The following is a 21,908-nucleotide window of genomic DNA, read 5'->3' as shown; positions in this document are numbered from 1 at the left end:
TTTATTTATAATTTTTTGTAAAACAAGATAAAATTAAATGAAGACAAAAAAAATACTGTCCTGTACTGTGATGCTTTCTGTCCCTGCCGGGCAGGACTGTACAGGATACGGTATTTAAATAAAAGAAAGAAATTGCGTAACGAACAAAAAACAGGCCCTTATGTATACCTTCCGGTTGTTGGTTATGCTTTTTGCTTTAAACCTTCTCTCCTGTGACGATCCTGAACCACCGGCAAAGGAGGTACAGGCTACTGCGTGGTGGCACGATAAGGAACGGGAAGTCCACTATCTGCCGGATGGAAGTGATTTTGTTTTACATAAGGGGAAACAAAGGTTCAACAGGGCCTTGTACGGCACCAATACAGGCTTCCGGGTGGAGGCCGGAGACCTTCCGGAATTCGCCATGTATATGCCGGGCATGGGAGGAAATTTTAAACTTGGGGTTATTCGGGGAGAAGATAGCAAGTGGATCATTGACTGCGACTCTATTGCCACCCGTTATCGTCCCGGCAGTATGCTATATACGATAAAGGATAAACTATTGGGTAAAGGAGCCCTGCATCTCCGGATATTAGCCCTTGCAGATGAAGAAGGTTTTGTTCTCAAGGCAGATATGGAGGCGATCCCGGAAGGGACCGAACTTCTTTGGGTATATGGCGGAGCGAGCGGAAAGAAATTTTCCCGTAACGGTGACATAGGAGCCGATCCGGAATCGGTATTTTATCTGAAACCGGAATATTGTACAGGAAACACCTACGAGATCAGGGAAAAATCGTTTATGCTCCGTTACGGTTCTGTTCATAATAAGAAAAAACGGGAAAACGATAAGTCTGTGTTCGGGATATTTCCGGAAAAATCCGTGATGCATATTGCAGATGCCGGACAACAATCCTCTCCCCTGTCCATAAATGCCTCCGAAGGGGACTCCCTTCCCGTAATTACAGGTAAACTAGAGGCACAAACTTCGGAAAGTCTGTTCTGGCTGCTCAAAAGAGGGGGAAAAGATGATTTTTCACTTCAGGACAACCCTTCGGAACAATTTCTGCATGCCGAAGAAGTACGGAAAGAACTCGCAAACCGGGTTAAGGTCCGTACTCCCGACCCTTATATCAATACTTTGGGAGGGGCCCTGGCCTTTGCCGCCGATGCTATCTGGGAGGCTCCCGCCTATCGCCATGGGGCGGTAGCATGGCGGATGCCGCTCAATGGCTGGCGGGGAGCATATGTGGCCGATCCGCTGGGCTGGCATGAGAGGGCTAGATTACATTTCGGCAGTTATGCGAATTCACAGGTTACCGAACCGGTCACAGGGCCGGTGGTGGCAGATACGCTGCTCAACCTGGCAAGACAAAAAGAAGAAATAGGAACGTCCTTGTTCAGCAGCGGATATATAAGCCGGAATCCCGATAATAATACCAAAGCACATCATTACGATATGAACCTGGTTTTTATCGATCAGTTGCTCGACCATTTCCGGTGGACGGGCGATATCGATTTCCTCCGGAAAATGTGGCCGGTCCTGGAAAGTCATCTCGCCTGGGAAAAACGCAATTTCGATTCGGACGGAGACGGGCTTTACGATGCCTATGCCTCCATATGGGCCAGTGACGCCCTTCAGTATAACAGTGGAGGTGTTACCCATTCTTCCGCATATAACTACCGTGCCAATAAGATAATGGCACAACTGGCCGAAAAGATCGGGGAAGATCCTGCTCCATACAAAAGAGAAGCACAGCATATCTATCGTTCGGTCTATGAACAATTATGGATGCCGGAAAACGGACGTTATGCAGAATATAAAGACCGGATGGGGAATAAATTGCTGCATCCTTATCCGGGATTATGGACAATATACCACGCTATGGAGGCCGGCATACCCGATCCCTTCCGGGCCTGGCAGCTGCTGCGGTATGCAGATACGGAAATACCGCACATCCCCGTACAGGCAAAAGGACTGGACAAACAGGGACTGTATACAATGTCCACTACCAATTGGCAGCCTTATACATGGTCGGTAAACAATGTGGCCCTGGCGGAAGTATTACATACCGCCCTGGCCTACTGGCAGGGAAACAGGCAGGAGGAAGCTTTTCGTCTGTGGCAGAGTGCGCTCATAGAAAGCATGTACCTCGGGGCCAGTCCCGGCGGATTTCACCAATTATCTTTTTACGATGCCATGAGAGGGGAACTGTATCGCGATTTTGCTGACCCGGTCGGAATGGCCGGACGAACCCTGGTACAAGGTCTTTTCGGAATACAACCCGATGCCATAAACGATACGTTGACCATTAGCCCGGGGTTCCCGGCGGATTGGGACCACGCATCCCTTGAAGTTCCGGATATTGTCTTTAACTATAAAAAAAGCGGAAACCGGGAAGAATTCACCATTATTCCAAGGTTTAAGACCAAAATGCACCTGAAGTTGATATTAAGGGCAACCAAAGACGCAATAAAGTCCGTAACCGTGAACGGAAAAGAAGTCGGATGGAAGGCAGATGAACAAGCTATAGACAGCCCGGTCCTGGAAATAACCGCTCCGGAACAATCCGGATACGATGTAGTGGTGGAATGGCAGGGCAATGACCTGAAAAAGAATTATCCGGATGGAGACGTACGGCCGTACGTCTCCACAGGGCAGCAAATTCAGATGGATTTCCGTCCTGCCGAAATACAAAAAATTCACGATCCTCAAAAGATATTGGAAAACCCGTCATTCTTGGGGGGCAAATTAATTGCACAGGTAAAGGATACCCCGGGAGAAAAATCGGTTTTTTTACAATTGAAACAAGGTCAATTCAGTTGGTGGGAGCCTTTGAATCTTTCGATACGGCCTAAAGTAGAGGTTGTCCGTTTGGTTAAGAAGGATACTGTAAAAAAAGAAAGAAAAGAGATCGTCTTGCGCAACAATACCCCGGAAGAGCTCACGGGTAAACTGGTGGTTAATCCCGGGGTAAAAGAATATGCGACAGATATTACTTTACCCGCCAACTCCGAAGCGTTCGTAAAGGTCCCTGCCGGAAATCTTATTCCGGGGAGCAATGTATTGGTGTTGAGGTCGGATGAAGAAGAGGTTTTAAACACGAATTTCCGGGATTGGGATGTAAAAACCCCGACCGGTTCACAATGGGAAACCCTGGACCTCTCGTCTTTTTTTAACAGCAGTGTCACTGACATTTTCAGAAATGAATACCTGTCTCCCCGGCCGGTGTCACCTACCTTGCAATTGCCCGTTCACGGTATAGGGAACTGGTGCTATCCGAAAGTGGAAACAGATATTGACGATTCCGGCTGGCGTAAAAAAGCAGGGAAAGACAACCATGTGGAGACACCACAGGGAATTCCCTTCATGACTCCCGGGGAGAAGGAAAAAGATAATATAGTCTTTACCTCTATGTGGGACAATTATCCGGAGGAAATAGCAATTCCTTTGTATGGTAAAGCTTCGCATTTGTATATGGTCATGGCCGGGTCTACCAACCCCATGCAGAGCAGGATTATTAACGGAGTGGTCACTGTGGAATATGAAGACGGGACCAAAGAAGAACTGACACTTAAAAATCCGGAAAACTGGTGGCCGATAGAACAGGACTATTTTATCGATGGATATGCCTTTACTACGGGAGAAACAAAACCACCACGTGTTTATCTGAAAAGCGGGAAGATTACCAGAGAATTTGAAGCATATACTCCGATAAAAGGATTTACTGAGTTTGGTGTGGAAGGAGGCGCGGCTACTATTCTGGATTTGCCGCTGAACCCGGAAAAGGAGTTAAAAATTATGGAACTGAGATCCGTAGCCAATGATGTGGTTATCGGCCTGATGAGCGCAACGCTTCTCCGTGATCTGAAATGATAAATTATGAATACCGGGAATGTTTATGAGCAATAAAGCCTTTATACATTCACATAAAACTTTAAAGTGTGGACCGAAAAGATTTTTTACAAAGTATATCCCTTTTTTCTGCTGGCCTCCTGATCCCGGGAACGGGATTTTCCGCAGGTAATCCGGAAAAAGAGGGAAACTTCGGATTTGCGGAAAGGCTTGTACCTGTAGGCAGAAGGCTGCAAATGGAAGGATATTATGTTTGGTGCAACAGCCCTATAGAAGGACCGGATGGTAAAATTCATGTGTTTTTCTCCAGGTGGGCCGCAGAAAAATCGATGAGCGGATGGATAAGGGGATCGGAAATATGTCATGCCGTAGCCGATCATCCCGAAGCGCCGTTCCGTTTTGTTAGCGTGGTATTGGCTCCACGTGACGGAGACTTTTGGGATGCAACTACATGCCATAATCCGCATATCCGGTATGTAGATGGAAAATACTGCCTGTTTTTCATGGGAAATTCCAATGGGAAAACCAATACCAAACGTATAGGCCTTGCTACTTCTTCTTCATTGTACGGTCCCTGGGAACGTCCGGACAGCCCCTTGTTGGAAACAGGTAAAGAGGGAGCGTGGGACGATCATTGTACAACGAACCCTTCTTTTGTAAAACACCCCAACGGAGAATATTGGCTGTTTTATAAATCGTGGAATACCCTGGAGTATGAGCAGGCAGCCGGGAAAAGTGTGAGGGGTAACCGGAAGTACGGGTTGGCCGTAGCGAAAGATTTGCAGGGGCCTTATGTGAAATACGAAGGAAATCCGATAGTGGATTTTTCGGGCAGGGGAGGAAACGCCCAGTTCGAAGATGCTTTTATCTGGCTCGAAAAAAACCGGTTCCGGATGCTGGCCAGGGATATGGGAGTTTTTAGTGATGATGTAGGGCTTTATCTGGAATCGACGGATGGAATAGATTGGGGAGAACCTTCCATCGGATATCATCCTCTCAAAGATTACGCAAACGAACCCCCACCTCCCGGATACTTAAAACGATATGGCAGACTGGAAAGGCCGCAGGTATTGTTTACAGATGGCAAACCTTCCTATCTTTTTACGGCGGGACAAGGAGGGAAATACGGAACTTCAACATCTTTTGTGTTTAAAATAGTGTAGAAAAAGAGATTTTCGTAGTCATAATTGTCCAGGGGATATGCCCATCCAAATACTGCACATATGAGTACTAAAAATAACCGCAAAAACCCAATCATAATAAGACATGAAATATAGAATATTAAATCCGGAAGGCATACCTAAAAAGATTGTTCTTGGCCTGTGGATACTGGCAGGGATAAGTTGTTCCGGCGTCAAGAAAGAAAAACATGAGACAGGGAAACATATAGACAGGAAAGCACTGGTACAAAGACATAATGTAGTAGTAGAAGAGGCGGATACACTGGCTTCGCTCTCTGTTGGAAATGGAAAATTCGCCTTTACAACAGATATTACGGGCTTACAAACCTTTCCGGAAACTTATCAGAATGGCATTCCCCTCGGAACGCAATCCGAATGGGGATGGGACAGTTTTAAAGACACGATAGGATACAATTTTGAGGAAAGTCTTAAATCTTATGACCAGTATGGGCGTAAAATCACATATGCCGTACAAAGGTCCTCCGAACCAGGGAGAAACAGGGATGCTGCCGACTGGTTCCGCAAAAACCCTCACCGTCTGCAACTCGGCAACCTGGGTTTTGAAATATACAAAGAGGACGGAAGCATGATCGCCGTAGAAGATGTAAAAGACATCCGGCAGGAGCTTGACTTATGGGCAGGGGAAATACGAAGTTCATTTACTGTGGAAGGAGAAAAGGTTGAAGTCCGGACCGATGCACACCCGGAAAAAGATATTATAGGGGTAGAGGTGAAATCCGCGCTTATAAAAGAAGGCCGCCTGAAAATCAGGCTTCGTTTTCCCTATCCTACGGGAGAATGGACAGATGTTGGTGTAAACCGGGGAAATGCCGGGAAGCACAAAACAGAACTGACTGTTTCGGAAGCGGACAAGGCGGAAATTATACATACCCTGGATACGATGTCCTATGCCGTTAAGATGCAATGGAAGGAAAAGGGAATGGCAGAGCAGAAAGAACCGCACTATTTTGTGGTGACTCCCGATAAAGGCTCAGACACTTTCAGTATGACCTGTTTGTTTGCTTCCCAAGGGAATAAAGAAACTTCTCTGCCTTCTTTCGCAGAGGTACAATCCGCGAGTACCGATGGATGGGAGTCTTTCTGGAATTCAGGGGGAGCAATAGATTTTTCGGAATGTACGGACCCCAGGGCGGCGGAACTGGAAAGGCGGGTAGTACTTTCCCAGTACCTTACCAGGATACAATGTGCAGGAAACGCCCCGCCACAGGAAACCGGGCTTACCCATAACAGTTGGTTCGGGAAACCGCATCTGGAAATGCACTGGTGGCACGGTGTACATTTCCCGTTATGGGGCCGGCCGGAATTGCTGGAGAAGAGTATGGACTGGTATGCCAAAGTCTCCTGGAAAGCCGGTAAAATTGCGGAAAGACAAGGATTTGAAGGAGTCCGATGGCAGAAAATGACCGATATATACGGTAATGAATGCCCGTCTTCCATAGGATCGGTACTTATCTGGCAGCAATCACATTATATTACCTTTGCCGAATTGCTCTACCGCGCTGACCAGGACAAGAAAACCCTGGAGAAATATAAGAAACTGGTTTATGCTACGGCAGATTTTATGGCGTCGTTCGCACATTATGATAAGGACAAAAAACGATATATGCTGGGGCCTGTGGTGATTCCGGCACAGGAACGTTTTAAAGCGGAAGAAACATTTAATCCCACATACGAACTGGCGTACTGGCGTTGGGGGCTGGAAACGGCGCAAGAATGGAAAGAACGCCTTGGTGAAGAACGAAGCGCTAAATGGGATGATGTGCTTAACGGACTTTCCCCGCTCCCGGTGCAGGACGGCGTTTATCTTGCCACCGAAAGCGCCACGGATTCTTATACCAATCCGAAGTATAAAACGGATCATCCGTCCGTATTCGGAACTTATGGTATGTTGCCTGAAACATCCGGGCTGGATAAGGAAATCATGCGCAATACATTCGATCTTATTTGGAAAGACTGGATGTGGGAAGATACCTGGGGCTGGGATTTTCCGATGACAGCCATGACAGCGGCAAGACTTGGCCTGCCGGAAAAGGCGGTGGATGCCCTGTTTATGGATATACCAACCAATACTTATTTGCCAAACGGGCATAATTACCAGGATAAGCGCCTGCGGTTGTACCTTCCAGGTAACGGAGGGATACTAACCGCAGTGGCTATGATGTGTGCCGGTTGGGACGGTAGCGAAGGTGAAAATCCCGGTTTTCCGAAAGACGGGGCATGGAATGTTCACTGGGAGGGCCTGTCAAAAATGCCGTAGCAAAAGGTATTCTTCCGAAGGACTACCGGATAAAGTCGCGATAAATATCCTGAATTTCCGCAGTGGTCAGGTTTCCCGGATGAACAATAAGCCGGTTTCGGAATTTCAAGGGCTTTTCCCTGGGAATAGGAATTGGGTTTTTCCCCGGAAAAGCAGCATTTTGCATGCTTTCGTTTTTTCTCAGTATCCAGCCCTGAAATGAAGGCAAGTTACCGGGATCGCAGAAAAGAACGATCCCGGTTTGTTCTTTTTTGCCTGTGTTATAATCCGGAATAGCTTGTACCCATCCACCGGTCTTTACCGGGGTGTTTTGGGGAACAACCTCGCCTTGCCCGGAGAAAAATGTTATTCCGTCAGACGATTTGATCCTGGCCGAAAATCCTCCGTATCCCTTATCGTCTTCCGAACCTCCTATCTCTACACCATCCGTCAGGGCGGTCAGGGAAATGTCAAAATCCATAAGATAATAACCTTCTTTCCGTGTATAGGAAATACTGGCCTTTTCGCGGATAACGGCTTCTTCCGAATCGGTAACCCAGTAAACAACAGTATTTAATATTCCGGAATTTTTACGAACTTCGGTTCGGGTTGAATCTACTTTCCACCGTATCCCTTCACATAACCAGGGGTCACTTACCCTTTTTCCCCGGACAAATAGTTGGTGCCAGGTCCAGAAAATGCCGCGGTGATGCAGGTGATCCTCCGGGAAATCTTCGGTAATAATATCCCCTTCGGGGCCATAGAGCGGGTGGATATAATTGGCCCTGGGGAATTTTCCGTTTTCCGATCTGGTTTCCTTTTGATACGAAAAACATGGAGAATCTCCCTCATAAAGGGTTATTTTATCACTTTCTTCTTTAAAATGCAGTTGCTGTGCGTAGCTGCCTGAACAAAAAAGGAAAAGCAGGAAATATGCACAGACGCTTTTTGAATTTGACATGGGCAATGGTTTCAATTCCTTAAAGATACGTCGATATTGCGTTATACCGAATTTCTGTCGAGAAAACGAAACACATTCTTTACCTGGTCTTTGCTATTATTGAGTAGCATATCCGCAGCGGTTTCTCCCATTACTTTGAAATCGGTGCTGATCACGGTAATACCTAAAAGTTCTTTAAGAGGAGTATCGTTATAGGAAATAATGCCGATGTCCTCTCCCAATACGAGATGTTGTTCCCGTACCTGTTTTACCAGGTTGACCAGGTCGTTTTCTTCAATGATAACATAGGCGTCACGCGATTGTAATCCCATATCGTCATATATTTCATTCAGCACCTCAAAATCGAAAGAGTGTTCCACACAGAATTTACGGAAGCCGTGGAGTATGCGAAGTGGATAGGGATATATGGATTTTTGGGGATAAACCAGGATGAGTTTATCGTAACGGCTCAGTTTTTCCAGTCCTTCGGTTAATGCCTGGTAGATGTCGTTTTCGAAATCCTGGTAAATAGAAGCATATTTTCCGGAAACGGACGGTTTGAGGTTGTCCATCAGGAGTAATTTATCTTTTGGGATCTTTTCTATGGCCTTTATTACCTGGTCCGTATTGCTGATATGCATCATTTTTTCATTTTTAAAATGCGGCATGATAACATAATAATCATAGGCCCCTATATTCTTTTCCAGGGTTTTTACAAAGAGGGACTCTTCGCAGTGATAAATAAAAAGGTTGACATGGCCGTTAACCCCCACACGGTCTACAAAGGAATTGTATATCCGCATTTTATAGGAGCTAAGTTTGTTTACCATAAAGAAAATATTGATCTTGGAAATAAGGTCCGTACGTGCCGTATAATACCCCTTGCCCTTAACGGAAACAATGATCTTTTTTTCTTTTAGCAACCGGTAGGCTTTCTCTACGGTATCCCTCGAAAGATAGCATTCTTCGCTCAGTTCGTTAATAGAAGGTATCTTCTGTCCTATTTTAAGATCTCCCCGCGCAATGCCCTCTATAATGGAATCTACGATCTGTTTGTATTTCGGCACTCGCGAATCTTCATTTATCCTTATGTCTGCAATAGCTGGTGCAATATTCATAGTTGGTATTTTTAGTGTTAATATATGGAGGTTTTGGTAAATTAGCGTATAATTTTTTTCGAAAAGGTAAAATTAAATAATTTTGGTGTATATTCTACACTATGTCATGAATATCTAATAATTAACCATTTGTGAGCAGCACACCACAGGATAGTTGTTTTGCGTATAACTTATATTTTCGTCCATGCTTGAATAGAGAATCTTAATCCATGAAACAAGACATAACCGGCCGGCCCCAGAGACAGGTCAGGGGTGTTCTTGGGAACTAAAAATGTAAATCGATGAAAATACTGGAAAAGAAAAATTTCAAATATGTGGACTACCTATGGGATGAGGAAAAGGCCGCCGCTATGGAGGGCAATGAAGTGGATCTGCTGCTCTACCGGTCCAACCTACTTGGATCGGACCTCCGGATAACGAACTACGGAGGAGGAAATACGAGTTGCCGTACCATAGAAAAAGATCCTCTCACCGGTGAGGATACGGAGATCATGTGGATCAAAGGTTCCGGGGGAGATATAGGCAGCCTGACCAGAAACGGACTGGCCGGACTATACGTGGATAAACTACGGTCCCTGAAAAAGGTATACCGGGGGTTGGAACATGAAGATGAGATGGTGGCCTTATTCAATCATTGCATATATGATCTGAATAGTAAGGCACCTTCTATAGACACACCACTGCACGGGCTTTTGCCTTTTAAGCATATAGATCACCTACACCCCGATGCCTTGATAGCAGTTGCAGCGGCAAAGGACAGTGAGCAAATAACCCGGGAGATCTGGGGAGGCACTATGGGCTGGGTACCGTGGCAGCGCCCGGGATTCGACCTGGGGCTGCAGATAGAAAAGTGCCTTGCGGATAATCCGGGAATACGGGGAATTATACTGGGCAGCCACGGATTGTTCACCTGGGGAGATACGGCCTATGAATGTTATATAAATAGTCTTGAGGTTATTGAACAGGCATCCGCATATATAGAAGACCGTATAAAATCCATTGGAGGTGTTTTTGGCGGGAAAAAGATAAAAAGCCTCGATCCGCAGAAAAGGAAAGATCAGGCGGCGACAATAGCGCCATTGTTAAGGGGTCTTTGTTCTTCCGAAAAAAGAATGATAGGACACTTTACGGATGCTGACAGGGTTTTGCAGTTTATAAACAGTAATGACCTGGAAAGACTGGCTCCTTTGGGAACTTCCTGTCCCGATCATTTTCTGCGCACAAAGATACAACCCCTGTTATTGCACCTGGATGCGGATACGGACCTGGCCAATCCGGCAGAGATACTTGAAAAACTGAAGCCGGCATTTGAGCAGTACCGTGAAGAATACAAGGAATATTACGAAAGTTGTAAGCGGGAAAACAGCCCTGCCATTCGCGATGCCAATCCGGTAGTGATCCTGTGGCCGGGGGTGGGCATGTTCACTTTTGCCAAAAACAAACAAACCGCACGTGTGGCATCGGAATTTTATATTAATGCCATTAATGTAATGCGCGGTGCTGAGGCCATAAGCGAATATACATCCCTGCCACGCCAGGAGGCTTTTGATATAGAATATTGGTTACTGGAGGAGGCAAAATTACAACGTATGCCCGCGGAGAAGACCCTCTCCAGAAAAGTTGCCGTTGTTACAGGGGCCACCGGAGGTATAGGCAAGGCCATAGCAGATAAACTGGTCGCGGAGGGAGCTAATGTGGTACTTACGGACCTGGACGAAAATCTTTTGAGAGAAGCCAAAGAAACCTATAAAAAAGATGAAGTTTCCTCAACGGTCTGTGACGTTACCAAAGCAGTGTCGGTTGAAGCGGCATTCCGGAAAGCATGTATGGATTTCGGAGGTGTGGATATCGTAGTTCATTCTGCGGGACTGGCCATTTCCAAATCCCTTCCGGATACTTCGGAAGAGGACTGGGAGCTGTTGCAAAACGTACTGGTAAAAGGACAGTTTCTGTTGGCAAAGGCCGGGGTAGATATTATGAAAAAACAAGATCTTGGAGGAGATATTATAAGTATAGCCAGCAAGAATGGCCTTGTAGCCGGGCCAAACAACGTGGGCTATGGTACGGCTAAAGCAGCCCAGCAACATATGTCGCGTCTTCTCGCAGCCGAACTGGGAGCGGACAAGATACGGGTGAATACCGTAAATCCGGACGGTGTAATCGTAGGGAGTAAAATATGGGAAGGCGAATGGGCCGAAGGAAGAGCCAGGGCTTACGGTATAACTGTAGAGGAACTTCCCGCACACTATGCCAAAAGGAATCTCCTGAATGAGATCATCCGCCCGGAAGATATTGCCAGAGGCGTGTATGCCCTGTTGGGAATACTGGATAAAAGCACCGGGAACACCATTAATGTAGATGGTGGTATGGCCAACGCTTTTGTACGATAAAAAAAGATGACATTAAATTTGACAAGATATACCTGGAATACAATAGAGTATGAGAATTGACCAGCAGGAAATAACCGATTTGAACAAAACCGGTACGGACACACATAAACGTAACCTGGAAGGATTGAAAGCAGCCTATTCCGAATCTCTTATAGAGACAGTAGTAAATAAGCTTTCGGACTTCCAGGTAGCACTACCGAGTTGGGCGTTGGGGGCCGGTGGAACGCGATTCGGGCGTTTCTCCTATGGTGGAGAACCCGGTTCCCTGGAACAAAAGATAGAAGATATCGGTATAATACATCAGCTTACCAAAACCGCAGGTGCGGTGTCTTTGCATATTCCCTGGGATATTCCGAAGGACGTACCGGCCGTAAAAGAACTGGCGGATTCCCTGGGAATTACTTTTGATGCCATGAATTCTAACACCTTCCAGGACCAGGAAGGCGCGGCCCAAAGTTACAGGCACGGTTCTCTGAGCAGTGTGCACCAGGCAGCCAGGGAACAGGCCGTTGAGCATAATATTGAAGTGATACGCATCGGGGAACAGCTCGGGTCCAAAAGCCTGACCGTATGGTTGGCAGACGGAGCTAATTTTCCGGGGCAATACAATTTTCAGACTACACTTAGACATACTGAAGACAGTTTAAAGACTATTTACAGGGAGTTACCGGAAGACTGGAAATTATTAATCGAATACAAGCCTTACGAGCCTAATTTCTACAGTACTGTAATCCAGGACTGGGGTACGTCGTTCATGCTGGCAAACGCTTGTGGAGAAAAGGCGTTTACTCTTGTAGATCTGGGGCATCACCTTCCCAACACCAATATAGAACAGATTGTTGCTACATTGATGATGCAGGGCAAACTCGGAGGATTCCATTTTAATGACAGCAAATACGGAGATGACGATCTTACTGTAGGTTCCGTAAAGCCATATAACCTTTTCCTTATTTTTAACGAACTGGTTTATGGTATGGAGAATAATCCGCAGAATCCTTCCCTGGCCTGGATGATCGATGCCAGTCACAACATAAAGGATCCGCTGGAAGACCTCATACAATCACTTGAAGCCATATTAATTGCCTATGCCCAGGCTCTGTTGGTAGACCGAAAAGCTATTACGAATGCACAACAGGACAGTGATGTGGTGCAATGCCAGGAAATTTTACAGGATGCCTACCGTACGGATGTAAGGCCTTTACTCCGGGAAGCCCGGCTTCGCTCGGGAGGTGCTATGTGTCCCATACAGGCCTACCGCGAACTGAAAGTGAGAAAACGACTGATTGAAGAAAGAGGAATGAGAGTAAGAGCAACAGGGCTGTAAAAACAAATAACGGGAAAATCTCCCGCCGCCAACCAAATTAAACAACTTTAACCGATGACCGCCAAAACCGAGGTAACCGCTGTTTTTGATATCGGAAAGACCAATAAGAAGTTTTTCCTGTTCGACACTAATTTCAAAGAAGTGTACAGGGAATATACCATGCTGGATGAAACAGAAGATGAAGACGGCTATGCCGCGGAAAACCTGGAACAGTTGCAACAATGGCTGAAAGGACTTCTCGATCGTATCCTTCATGCGGAAGAATACAAAGTAACAGCCATCAATTTTTCCAGTTACGGGGCCAGCTTTGTACATGTGGATGAAAAGGGAAATGTACTCACACCACTGTACAATTACACCAAACCTGTACCGGAAGAAATTACAAAGGAATTTTATGAGACCTATGGCGACGAACTGTCTTTTGCGACTGAAACCGCTTCTCCACAGGCGGGAATGCTGAATTCCGGAATGCAATTGTATTGGATAAAGAAGACCAAGCCGGAAATATTCGAAAAGATTAAATACGCTCTTCATTTTCCGCAATACCTGTCTTATTTGTTCACCGGTATTCCGCTTAGTGATTATACCAGTATAGGCTGCCATACCGGGCTGTGGAATTATGAAGCCAACGATTATCACAGTTGGGTATACAAAGAAGAAATAGATAAAAAACTTCCTCCGATTGTACCTTCTGGGACCAGTTTGAGCATGACTTATAAGCGGAAGAAAATCAAGATCGGGGTGGGGATACACGACAGTTCGGCTGCGCTTTTACCCTATATTCTGAGTGAAAAGAAACCGTTTTTGCTGGTGTCCACCGGAACCTGGAGTATTTCCCTGAACCCGTTTAATGAAGAAGGACTCTCCATGGAAGATGTGGAGAACAATTGTCTGAACTACATGCGCACCAACGGAAAAAGAATCAAAGCCACCCGCTTTTTTATGGGAAACGAATATCGTATACAGGTAAAAAAACTGGGAGAATATTACGGCAAAGCTTACGGATACCACCGGAAAGTGAAGTTCAACAAGAGATTATATCTTAAACTTATTTCCAACCCGTCCATGAATTTTAAGTTTGAAGGGATAAGACTCCGAAGGAAAAAACTGAATGAAACCGACCTGGCCCCCTTTTCCACTTTCGAAGAAGCTTTTCATAAGCTGATGATTGAACTTATGGAATTGCAGGTGGAAACTTCTCGGAGGGCCATAGGCAACACTGAAATAAATAAAATATTTATAGATGGTGGCTTTACGGATAACGATGTCTTCGTGAAGTTAATGTCCCACCATTTCCGGGAATTCAAGGTGAGGACAACACGGAATTCACTTGGGTCTGCCTTGGGTGCGGCTATGGTGATCTCCGAAGAAAAGCCCGGACCCAAATTTTTGAAGAAAACCTATAAAATGGAAAAACTAGCGCCCCTGCTTCTTTCTTCCAAAAGAGATGTAGTTTAAAACGGTGCTCCAACCAACCCTTAATTTTATATAATATGGAACAAACGCATACAGAAGAACAAATACTCGAACTGACCTCTTCCACCGGGGGAGAATACGAAAGGGAAGCGGTCCCGGAATCGCGGTGGAAAGGCTGGAAGAGTTTTCTTGGTATGTATGCCGGCGAACACGCAGCAGGGACCGAATTTGTTATAGGCCCCTTGTTCCTCACCACGGGGGTAAGTGCCTTTGATCTGATTATCGGATTGTTGTTGGGAAATTTCCTGGCTGTGCTGAGCTGGCGGTTCCTCACGGCGGAAATTGCAGTTAAATACCGATGGACGCTATACTATCAACTGGAAAAAATTTGTGGAAAACGCCTGGTTACCGGGTATAACCTTGCCAATGGTATATTGTTCTGCTTCCTCGCCGGATCTATGATTACCATATCTGCGACTGCAGTAGGGATTCCATTTAATATGGAAATGCCCCGGCTAACGGATACGATGCCAAACGGTATAACCTGGATTGTTATAGTTATAGCCATAGGCCTGGTGATCTCCGTCATTGCAGCACGGGGCTATGACATGGTATCCAAAGCGGCAAACTGGATGTCGCCGATTATCGTGCTGGCATTTCTTTTGTGCGGAATCGTAGCGTTAAATCAGCTTGGTGTTTCGAGTTTTTCGGATTTCTGGAATGTATGGGGTGAAGGTTCCGAGCCTTTTCCCGGGCAGGTAAAATATACCTTCTGGCATGTAATGTTATGGTCCTGGTTTGCCAACGCGGCCATGCATATAGGAATGTCAGACCTAAGCGTATTCCGATATGCCAAAAAAGCTTCGGTAGGATGGACCAGTGCGGCAGGAATGTATGTAGGGCATTACATGGCATGGATTGCAGCGGCATTGATCTATGCGGTATACCTGCGCTCTCCCGAGGTACAATCTATTCTGGCTGAAGGGCAGGCACCTTCTGTAGCTCCGGGACCACTTGCATATAATACTATCGGGATATTTGGTATCATAGCGGTAATCCTTGCCGGATGGACTACAGCCAATCCTACTATTTACAGGGCAGGGCTGGCATTTCAGGCTGTAATGCCCAAAGCATCTACATTTAAGGTTACCCTGCTGGCAGGGGGAATAGCTACTCTGGCAGGACTTTTCCCTGCGATAGCCATGAAGCTACTGGATTTTGTAGCGTTGTACGGATTTATCCTGGCACCTTTCGGGGCAATTATTGTTTTCGAACATTTTTTTGCCGATCGTTGCGGTGTGCGGAAGTTTTATGCAGAAAAGACCGGGAGCCGTTTCAATACTGCGGTGTTCCTAGCATGGATCATCAGTTTTGCGGTATTTTACTTTATTTCTCTGCAATTTGATATATTCCTGTCTTTTGTAACCCTTCCCACATGGATCTGTTGCGGGGTGTTGTTTTTAGTATTCAGCAGGTATTTTCAGAAGAAAATAGTAGTGAGTTAACAGATTGAATTAGTTAGTTGGTGTGTAAAACCCTGTCGGTCTTCCTTTTGTGGAAAAACATCGACAGGGTTTGTCTTTTTCGGATAAAATTATTGGTTTTAGAACGTATAGGAGAAATTAGCCGATATGTTCCTTGTCCACTGCGGGTTTATCGTAGACCATCCCGTATAGTATTCTTCATCCGTAATGTTGTTGAGTTTCAGGGTCACACGGAAATCTCTGCCGCCGTAAAATACAGAAGCATTGAGAACGGTATATTCCGGAAGAGTAAAAGTTCCTGCAACGTTCCTGTTCATGATCTTGTTCTCACCGGCATAATTACCGCCGAAGCCTAAGCCGAAACCTTTTAGTTTACCAGAAGTAAACTGATAATCCGCCCATAGGTTAGCCGTGTTTACAGGACCGGCGGATTCAGGTCTTTTCCCTTTGAAATCCTCATCTCCTTCTTCCAGTTCACTGTCTATGTAGCTATACCCTGCGATAAGGGTTAACCCGTGTACGGGATTGGCATTTACAGAAGCCTCAAAACCTTTGTTTCGTTGTTCTCCGTCCTGGGTATAGTGATAATTTTGGGCATCTTCGTCAATTCGAAGAGTCTTGTCGGAGACTTTTATGTCATAATAGCTCAGGGTAGCCTGCAGCTTGTCATTAAACAGGTTTAACTTGGTCCCGAATTCCAGTTGAGTGGCATGTTCCGGGTTAAAGGATCGTACGGTTTGCAATCCGTCCCTAACTTCTGGTTGAGGGGCCACATTGGTGAAACCATCCATATAGTTGGCAAATAAGGAAACCTGGTCCAGAATGGGCTGATAAACCAATCCGAATTTAGGAGAGAATGCGGTTTGGTTATACGTATTGTTCCAGAAACGGTCTACACGCAGACTGGCCATGGCAGATAGTTGGGGGGAAAAGTTAATCACATCAGAAGCATATGCACTGAATATTTCCTGTACTGCTCTCGAAGGGTTTATTTTGGAGCCGGAAAGCAAGGCATCAGTACCGGCCTGGGTAAGCACTCCGCTGTCATCGGTGTACTGTGCGGGATCAGAAATCTGTAATATTCCCTGGTTGAATGTTTCCAGGTCTGAGCCTATGTATACAAGCCCGTTCACTACATAAGGGCTGCTGTTATTGGTAGTGTTGGTTTTCAGGTAATCCAGCCCTACGACCAGCCTGTTTCGCATAGACCCAATTTTGAAGTCGCCGATAAAGTTTTGCTGTATATCCGTTCCTGTCGTTTCCGAGTTTTGTTTGCTTAGATACCTGGCGAGTACAATTCCATTATCTAAAGTCACGGAAGCATCAGCTTCTGCCGTTGTTGTCCCTTCATAGAGGTAGGAATAGTACCCGTCCGATTTGGCTGATGATGAAGACAAGGCGGTTTGCGATGTCCACTGATCGTTTATTTTATAATTCATCTGTGCCTGGAGGCTGAAGGTCGGGTTGTCCATATACAGGTCGTTGCTGGTATAGGACCTTTTATGATCGTAGCGCAGTTCGTCCATATTATGAACCCGTAACGGGTTTGTCCGATCCAGGAACAGCATGGTCTGGTTGGTCGTTCTTCCGTTATATATTTCTGTATTAACAAAGAAAGATAGTTTGTCATTTACTTCATAAGAGAGGGAAGGAGCGACGTAAAAAGACCTGCGGAATCCGGCATCCTGAAAGCTGTTCTGCGTGTGGTATGCACTGTTTACCCTCAGATAAATGTTTTTTTCGGTACTCAGCGGAGTATTCACATCTACGGTAACACGGTTTTGGCCATAGCTGCCCGCAGTATAAGAAATATTACCTCTGAAAGCGTTGAACGGTTTTTTGGTAACAATATTAATCAGCCCGCCGTAAGATATAAGGCTGCTGCCGTAAAGTGTTGCAGAAGGGCCTTTTATAACTTCTATGCGTTCGGTATTTGCAAGATCCGGGCTACCGTTGGTAAGGGCGGGAAGTCCGTTGAGCATGGTGGGCTGTACGGCAAATCCGCGTACGGCAAAGTACCCGGCCCCATCGGTCCCCCTTCCGGTGGGTTCCCATAGCATGGTTACTCCCGGAGCGTTTCGTAAGGCATCGTTAAAGTTAGTGACAACCTGGTCTTCCAGGAGTTGGCTTCCGATGCTGTTGGAGACCTGCGGATTCTCTATATCCTTTAAAGGCATTTTGGAAACATATGCACTCTCCTTCTGGGCATATTTGTTGGTTTTATTACCTTCCACGATCACTTCTTCCAGTTCTTCCTGTTGTTCCTTAAGGACGATTTCCGGAATTGTGGTTATTTCATTACTTCGGACTACGATCCTGGTTTCGCTGGTTTTGAAACCAACCGAGGAAGCTTTAAGGATATATGCTCCAGCTTGCACACCGGAAATCTCATAATTTCCTTTATGGTCGGTAAGCGTACCTTTTGCAGTACCGTTTTTGCCTACAGTAATGGTTACGTATTCTATAGGGGAGTTATTTAGGGAAACAATGGTACCTTTTATGGTTCCGGTTTGTGCCAGCGTTGTGGCGGAAAAACTCAGAATAGCAATAAAAAATAGCAACCTTCTCATAGGACTTGTTTTTATTTAGATTTATTTTAAACAGTGCAAAAGTATTTAACGGACTTTTAAGAACAAAGTTTTTTATGTTTTATTTCTACTTCTTTAATATGTTGTATATCAATGCGTAAAATATTTTTGTGTACATTTTCTTTCTCTGGTTGAAAGGATATATGGAGTTTCATTATGGACACACGGAGTATGTTTAAAAAAACCGTACAAAACCCGATTACATTGTTGAAAACAGATATTTTTATAGCATAAATCAAAACAGGAAATATATGAGACAAAAAACTACTACTTTTTTAGCTTTGATATTTTGTTGCTGTTGGGGATTCGGACAGGAGATAGTTTGGAATAGGGACTTATCAAAAATTCCTTTCAAGGTCCGCCTGGAGGAAGCTTTTCAGATAGTCGATGAAGATGAGGGAAATATAGCGCTGTTCCTTAAGGATAAACGCAATATTTATGGGTTTCTTTTAGACAGTTCATTTGTCCGGGAGGAATTTATGATGGGTGGAAATTTACCTTCCAAATACAAAAGAATTATAGGGAATAGTGTACAAGGAGGTAAGGACTACTACTTATATCTTGCCAACAACGCGAAAAGAAAATTTAATATTCTCAGGTTTTCTTTTACAAATAAGAAATATGATGTTGCAGAGCCGGACCTGGTATTGCAAAACGAGATTTTTGTGGAGGCATTTACGGTAGGAGAGCAGATGGTTATGCTTACAGTTACCAAGTTTACCTCAGAACTGAACTTCTATTATTTTGACGGTTTTGAGTATACCAGGAAAAGTTTAGATTTGGGACAAAAGGTGTGGTTTGGTGACAAGGAGGAAGATCTTGATCTTTATCACCGATTGGTTAGGATGGATGGTTTAGCCAATAATATAACTCTGGATAAAATAGATGAGAATACTCCTTATGCAATAGAATCTGTTTCTTCTTCTCAAAAAGTCTATCAAAAGGGAGATACGGTTATTTTTACCCTTGATGGGGGGAATAATTATACGGAGTTGATATCTATTAACCTTCTCACTCTCGAATTTAACATGGAGGGGATACCCAAACCTTTTACGGATACGGGCTACTTGACAAAACTAAGCACAAACTCTTTTATATATGAGAATAAATTATTTAACCTGTCTGTAAAGAAAGATGAAATGGTTTTTAGTATTTTCGATTATAAGTCACGTATGAAGATCAAAGAATTCAGGGTGACCAAAGAAGACACGATTTCTTTTAAAAATACCCCGATAATTCAGGAAGGTGGCTATTTGGAAGATTACAGGGAATTAGACAGGACGAAACAATTTCTACGAAAGATGTCTTCTTCCGAAGTGGGAATTGCAGTATATAAACGAAATGGGAAATATCAAATAACTTTAGGCGGGAAGCAGTCTGTTAGTGTAGGGAATCGAATGATGATGCCTGTGCCGGGAATGTCTGTTCCGATGGCCGGAGGGGGTAACACAGGTATTTTTGTTAATCCGGTCTATACGGCATTTTATTGGTATAGTTATACCAAGTCTGTCCATATTGTGGGATTATTTGACGAGAATTTTAATCATTTGGAAGGAAGAGTGGAGGAAAATACATTTGATAGAATAAAGGATTACAAAAAAGACAGCAAAAGGATTACTGCAGGAACCCTGTTTCGGTATAAGGATTACTTTATAATGGGAGAATATTCGAAAAATAGTGGGAGGTATACACTTGAGAAATTTAAGGATTGATAAAAAGCAAAACCCCTTCATGTATTTACATGAAGGGGTGGAACTTTTATGAAAAGAAGTTTCTTTTATGCCTCAAAAGGCACAATAGAAACATAAGATTTATTGTTCTTTTTCTTTTCGAATTTTACGATACCGTCAATTTTCGCGTGAAGGGTATGATCTTTACCCATGTACACATTTTCACCCGGATTGTGGGCTGTACCGCGCTGACGAATGATGATATTTCCGGCAATGGCAGCCTGCCCGCCGTATATCTTTACACCAAGACGTTTAGATTCTGATTCCCTACCGTTCTTGGAACTACCTACACCTTTCTTGTGAGCCATTTTTGTTCGGTTTTTTGCCTTGTTTTTACCCTGTGGTAAACAAGGGTGGGTTATACTTTAATTATTACTTCGGGGGGTTATTTTTCAATACCGCCGTCTAGTTTTTCCTGTAATTCTTTCAGTTCGTCCCATTTACCATCGGCAGCAAGCTGAGCTTGTTGCGGCCATGTATCGGGAATTTTGTTTGCATAGTTCGGACCGGCTTCGGTAAGAATGTCTTTCAACTTATCTACGGAAGTGGCAGCGAGGTCTGCATAAGTAAGGATTCCTGCACTGTTGAACAACTCGGCTATTTTAGGACCGATTCCTTCAACTTTTTTCAGGTCATCTCCTTTTTTGGCTGCTTTTTTTGCAGGTGCTTTTTTAGCGGGTTTTTCCGCACTGGCTTTAGAAGCCTGTTTTTTTGCTCCGGAAGCAACGATGCTTTCAACAACGATTTCAGTCAGGGCTTGTCTGTGACCGTTTTTCACTTTGTAACCCTTACGTCTTTTTTTCTTGAAAACGATTACTTTGTCACCTTTAAGGTGCTTTACTACTTTGGCTTCTACGGAAGCACCATCTATAGCCGGGGCGCCGATGGTAATGTCACCTGAATTGTCCAACAGAAGAACATTGTCAAAAGAAACTTTTGCTCCTTCATCTTCTGCCAGGCGGTGTACAAATACCTTCTGGTCTTTCGCAACTTTAAATTGCTGCCCTGCTATCTCTACAATTGCGTACATAGCGTTTAAATATAATTTAATTATCCAAAAAGCCCATGCCTATGGCAAAGGCGGGTGCAAATATACGCCTAAATACTTAAAAGGCAAATGGGTTACGACAATTTTTTATACTTTTTCAGGCACCTTTCGGGAGAGGTTCCAACTGGGTTTGAATTTTTGCATAAAAGCAAGGGTAAGTACTACGGACGAAGCGAAGCCCTCCACAGCAAGGATAAAGAGCAGTATGCCCGGACGCTGGTTATAGCTTTTGATCCAGGTATTCATTATCTTTTCCGGGAAAGTAGGGTCCAGGTGAAACATGTATATGCCCATAAACCCGACGAAAATGAGTGTGGCGATAAAGCCGGTGAATATTCCTGTAGTCGCTCCGGCATAATAATCGAATTTCTCGCGTAGCACAAGGCGTTTGAAGCGAATGGAAGCATATATACCATAGGCTACGATAACCCCGTTGAGCAAGCGAAGCCATATATTTTCGTGAAGGTTGAACAGTCTTACGATAAGAAAGTAGGCAATTAAAACTATTGCCGTTACGATACCATATCTGAGATGAATGTGTTTTGCTCCCATAATCTTTTTAAATTATTGGATTAGAGGTATTAAGTTACAAAAAAATAT

At 44.6% G+C, this 21,908-nt stretch carries 14 protein-coding genes; 8 read left to right on the top strand and 6 right to left on the bottom strand.

Translation table 11 applies throughout. The annotated features are described in order from the left end of the window. Positions 1–160: 160 nt before the first annotated feature. From ACVBDU_RS10070 to ACVBDU_RS10060, 3 genes are all read left to right on the top strand, one after another. Positions 161–3,853, top strand: a complete 3,693-nt coding sequence (locus ACVBDU_RS10070; protein ID WP_447179617.1) for a DUF4450 domain-containing protein — start codon at positions 161–163, stop codon at positions 3,851–3,853. Positions 3,854–3,921: 68 nt separating this feature from the next. Then, on the top strand, positions 3,922–4,995 hold the full coding sequence (locus ACVBDU_RS10065) for a glycoside hydrolase family protein (RefSeq protein ID WP_447179616.1): 1,074 nt from the start codon (positions 3,922–3,924) through the stop codon (positions 4,993–4,995). A gap of 103 nt (positions 4,996–5,098) precedes the next feature. Next, entirely contained in the window at positions 5,099–7,291 is a 2,193-nt protein-coding gene (locus ACVBDU_RS10060) for an RNA methyltransferase (RefSeq protein ID WP_447179615.1), read from the top strand. Between the two features lie 22 nt (positions 7,292–7,313). On the opposite strand, the gene ACVBDU_RS10055 is transcribed toward ACVBDU_RS10060, so the two are convergent. Beyond that, on the bottom strand, positions 7,314–8,231 hold the full coding sequence (locus ACVBDU_RS10055; protein ID WP_447179614.1) for a DUF6807 family protein: 918 nt from the start codon (positions 8,229–8,231) through the stop codon (positions 7,314–7,316). 41 nt (positions 8,232–8,272) lie between these two features. Further along, a complete protein-coding gene (locus tag ACVBDU_RS10050) occupies positions 8,273–9,328 on the bottom strand; it encodes a GntR family transcriptional regulator (protein WP_447179613.1) in 1,056 nt (351 codons plus the stop codon). A 281-nt stretch (positions 9,329–9,609) separates the two neighbouring features. Between ACVBDU_RS10050 and ACVBDU_RS10045 the strand changes: the two genes are divergently transcribed. Genes ACVBDU_RS10045 through ACVBDU_RS10030 form a run of 4 tightly spaced genes read left to right on the top strand, consistent with a single transcriptional unit; the run spans position 9,610 to position 15,963 of the window. Continuing rightward, positions 9,610–11,718, top strand: coding sequence for a bifunctional aldolase/short-chain dehydrogenase (locus ACVBDU_RS10045; RefSeq protein WP_447179612.1), 2,109 nt, complete (start codon positions 9,610–9,612; stop codon positions 11,716–11,718). A 49-nt stretch (positions 11,719–11,767) separates the two neighbouring features. Then, positions 11,768–13,042, top strand: a complete 1,275-nt coding sequence (locus ACVBDU_RS10040) for a sugar isomerase (protein WP_447179611.1) — start codon at positions 11,768–11,770, stop codon at positions 13,040–13,042. Positions 13,043–13,096: 54 nt separating this feature from the next. Then, positions 13,097–14,500: an FGGY-family carbohydrate kinase gene (locus ACVBDU_RS10035; RefSeq protein WP_447179610.1), complete on the top strand. Its 1,404-nt coding sequence runs from the start codon at positions 13,097–13,099 to the stop codon at positions 14,498–14,500. 35 nt (positions 14,501–14,535) lie between these two features. After that, positions 14,536–15,963, top strand: coding sequence for a purine-cytosine permease family protein (locus tag ACVBDU_RS10030; protein WP_447179609.1), 1,428 nt, complete (start codon positions 14,536–14,538; stop codon positions 15,961–15,963). 98 nt (positions 15,964–16,061) lie between these two features. Here the strand turns inward: ACVBDU_RS10030 and ACVBDU_RS10025 are convergent, their stop codons facing one another. Then, positions 16,062–18,512 carry a TonB-dependent siderophore receptor gene (locus tag ACVBDU_RS10025; protein WP_447179608.1) on the bottom strand — a complete coding sequence of 817 codons (2,451 nt, stop codon included), beginning with the start codon at positions 18,510–18,512 and terminating at the stop codon, positions 16,062–16,064. Positions 18,513–18,781: 269 nt separating this feature from the next. Between ACVBDU_RS10025 and ACVBDU_RS10020 the strand changes: the two genes are divergently transcribed. Next, complete coding sequence (locus ACVBDU_RS10020) at positions 18,782–20,242, top strand: hypothetical protein (protein ID WP_447179607.1); 1,461 nt, start codon at positions 18,782–18,784, stop codon at positions 20,240–20,242. A gap of 65 nt (positions 20,243–20,307) precedes the next feature. Here the strand turns inward: ACVBDU_RS10020 and rpmA are convergent, their stop codons facing one another. The 3 genes from rpmA to ACVBDU_RS10005 form a co-directional block, all read right to left on the bottom strand. Continuing rightward, entirely contained in the window at positions 20,308–20,568 is a 261-nt protein-coding gene (gene rpmA / locus ACVBDU_RS10015) for a 50S ribosomal protein L27 (RefSeq protein WP_447177000.1), read from the bottom strand. A gap of 77 nt (positions 20,569–20,645) precedes the next feature. Then, a complete protein-coding gene (rplU, locus tag ACVBDU_RS10010; RefSeq protein WP_447177001.1) occupies positions 20,646–21,290 on the bottom strand; it encodes a 50S ribosomal protein L21 in 645 nt (214 codons plus the stop codon). Between the two features lie 105 nt (positions 21,291–21,395). Then, positions 21,396–21,860, bottom strand: coding sequence for a DUF4199 domain-containing protein (locus tag ACVBDU_RS10005; protein WP_447177002.1), 465 nt, complete (start codon positions 21,858–21,860; stop codon positions 21,396–21,398). Between the last annotated feature and the right edge of the window lie 48 nt (positions 21,861–21,908).

It is taken from the genome of Sinomicrobium endophyticum (assembly GCF_052983315.1).
Note: the sequence above shows the minus strand (reverse complement) of the source record. Positions and strands in the feature narration are given on the sequence as shown.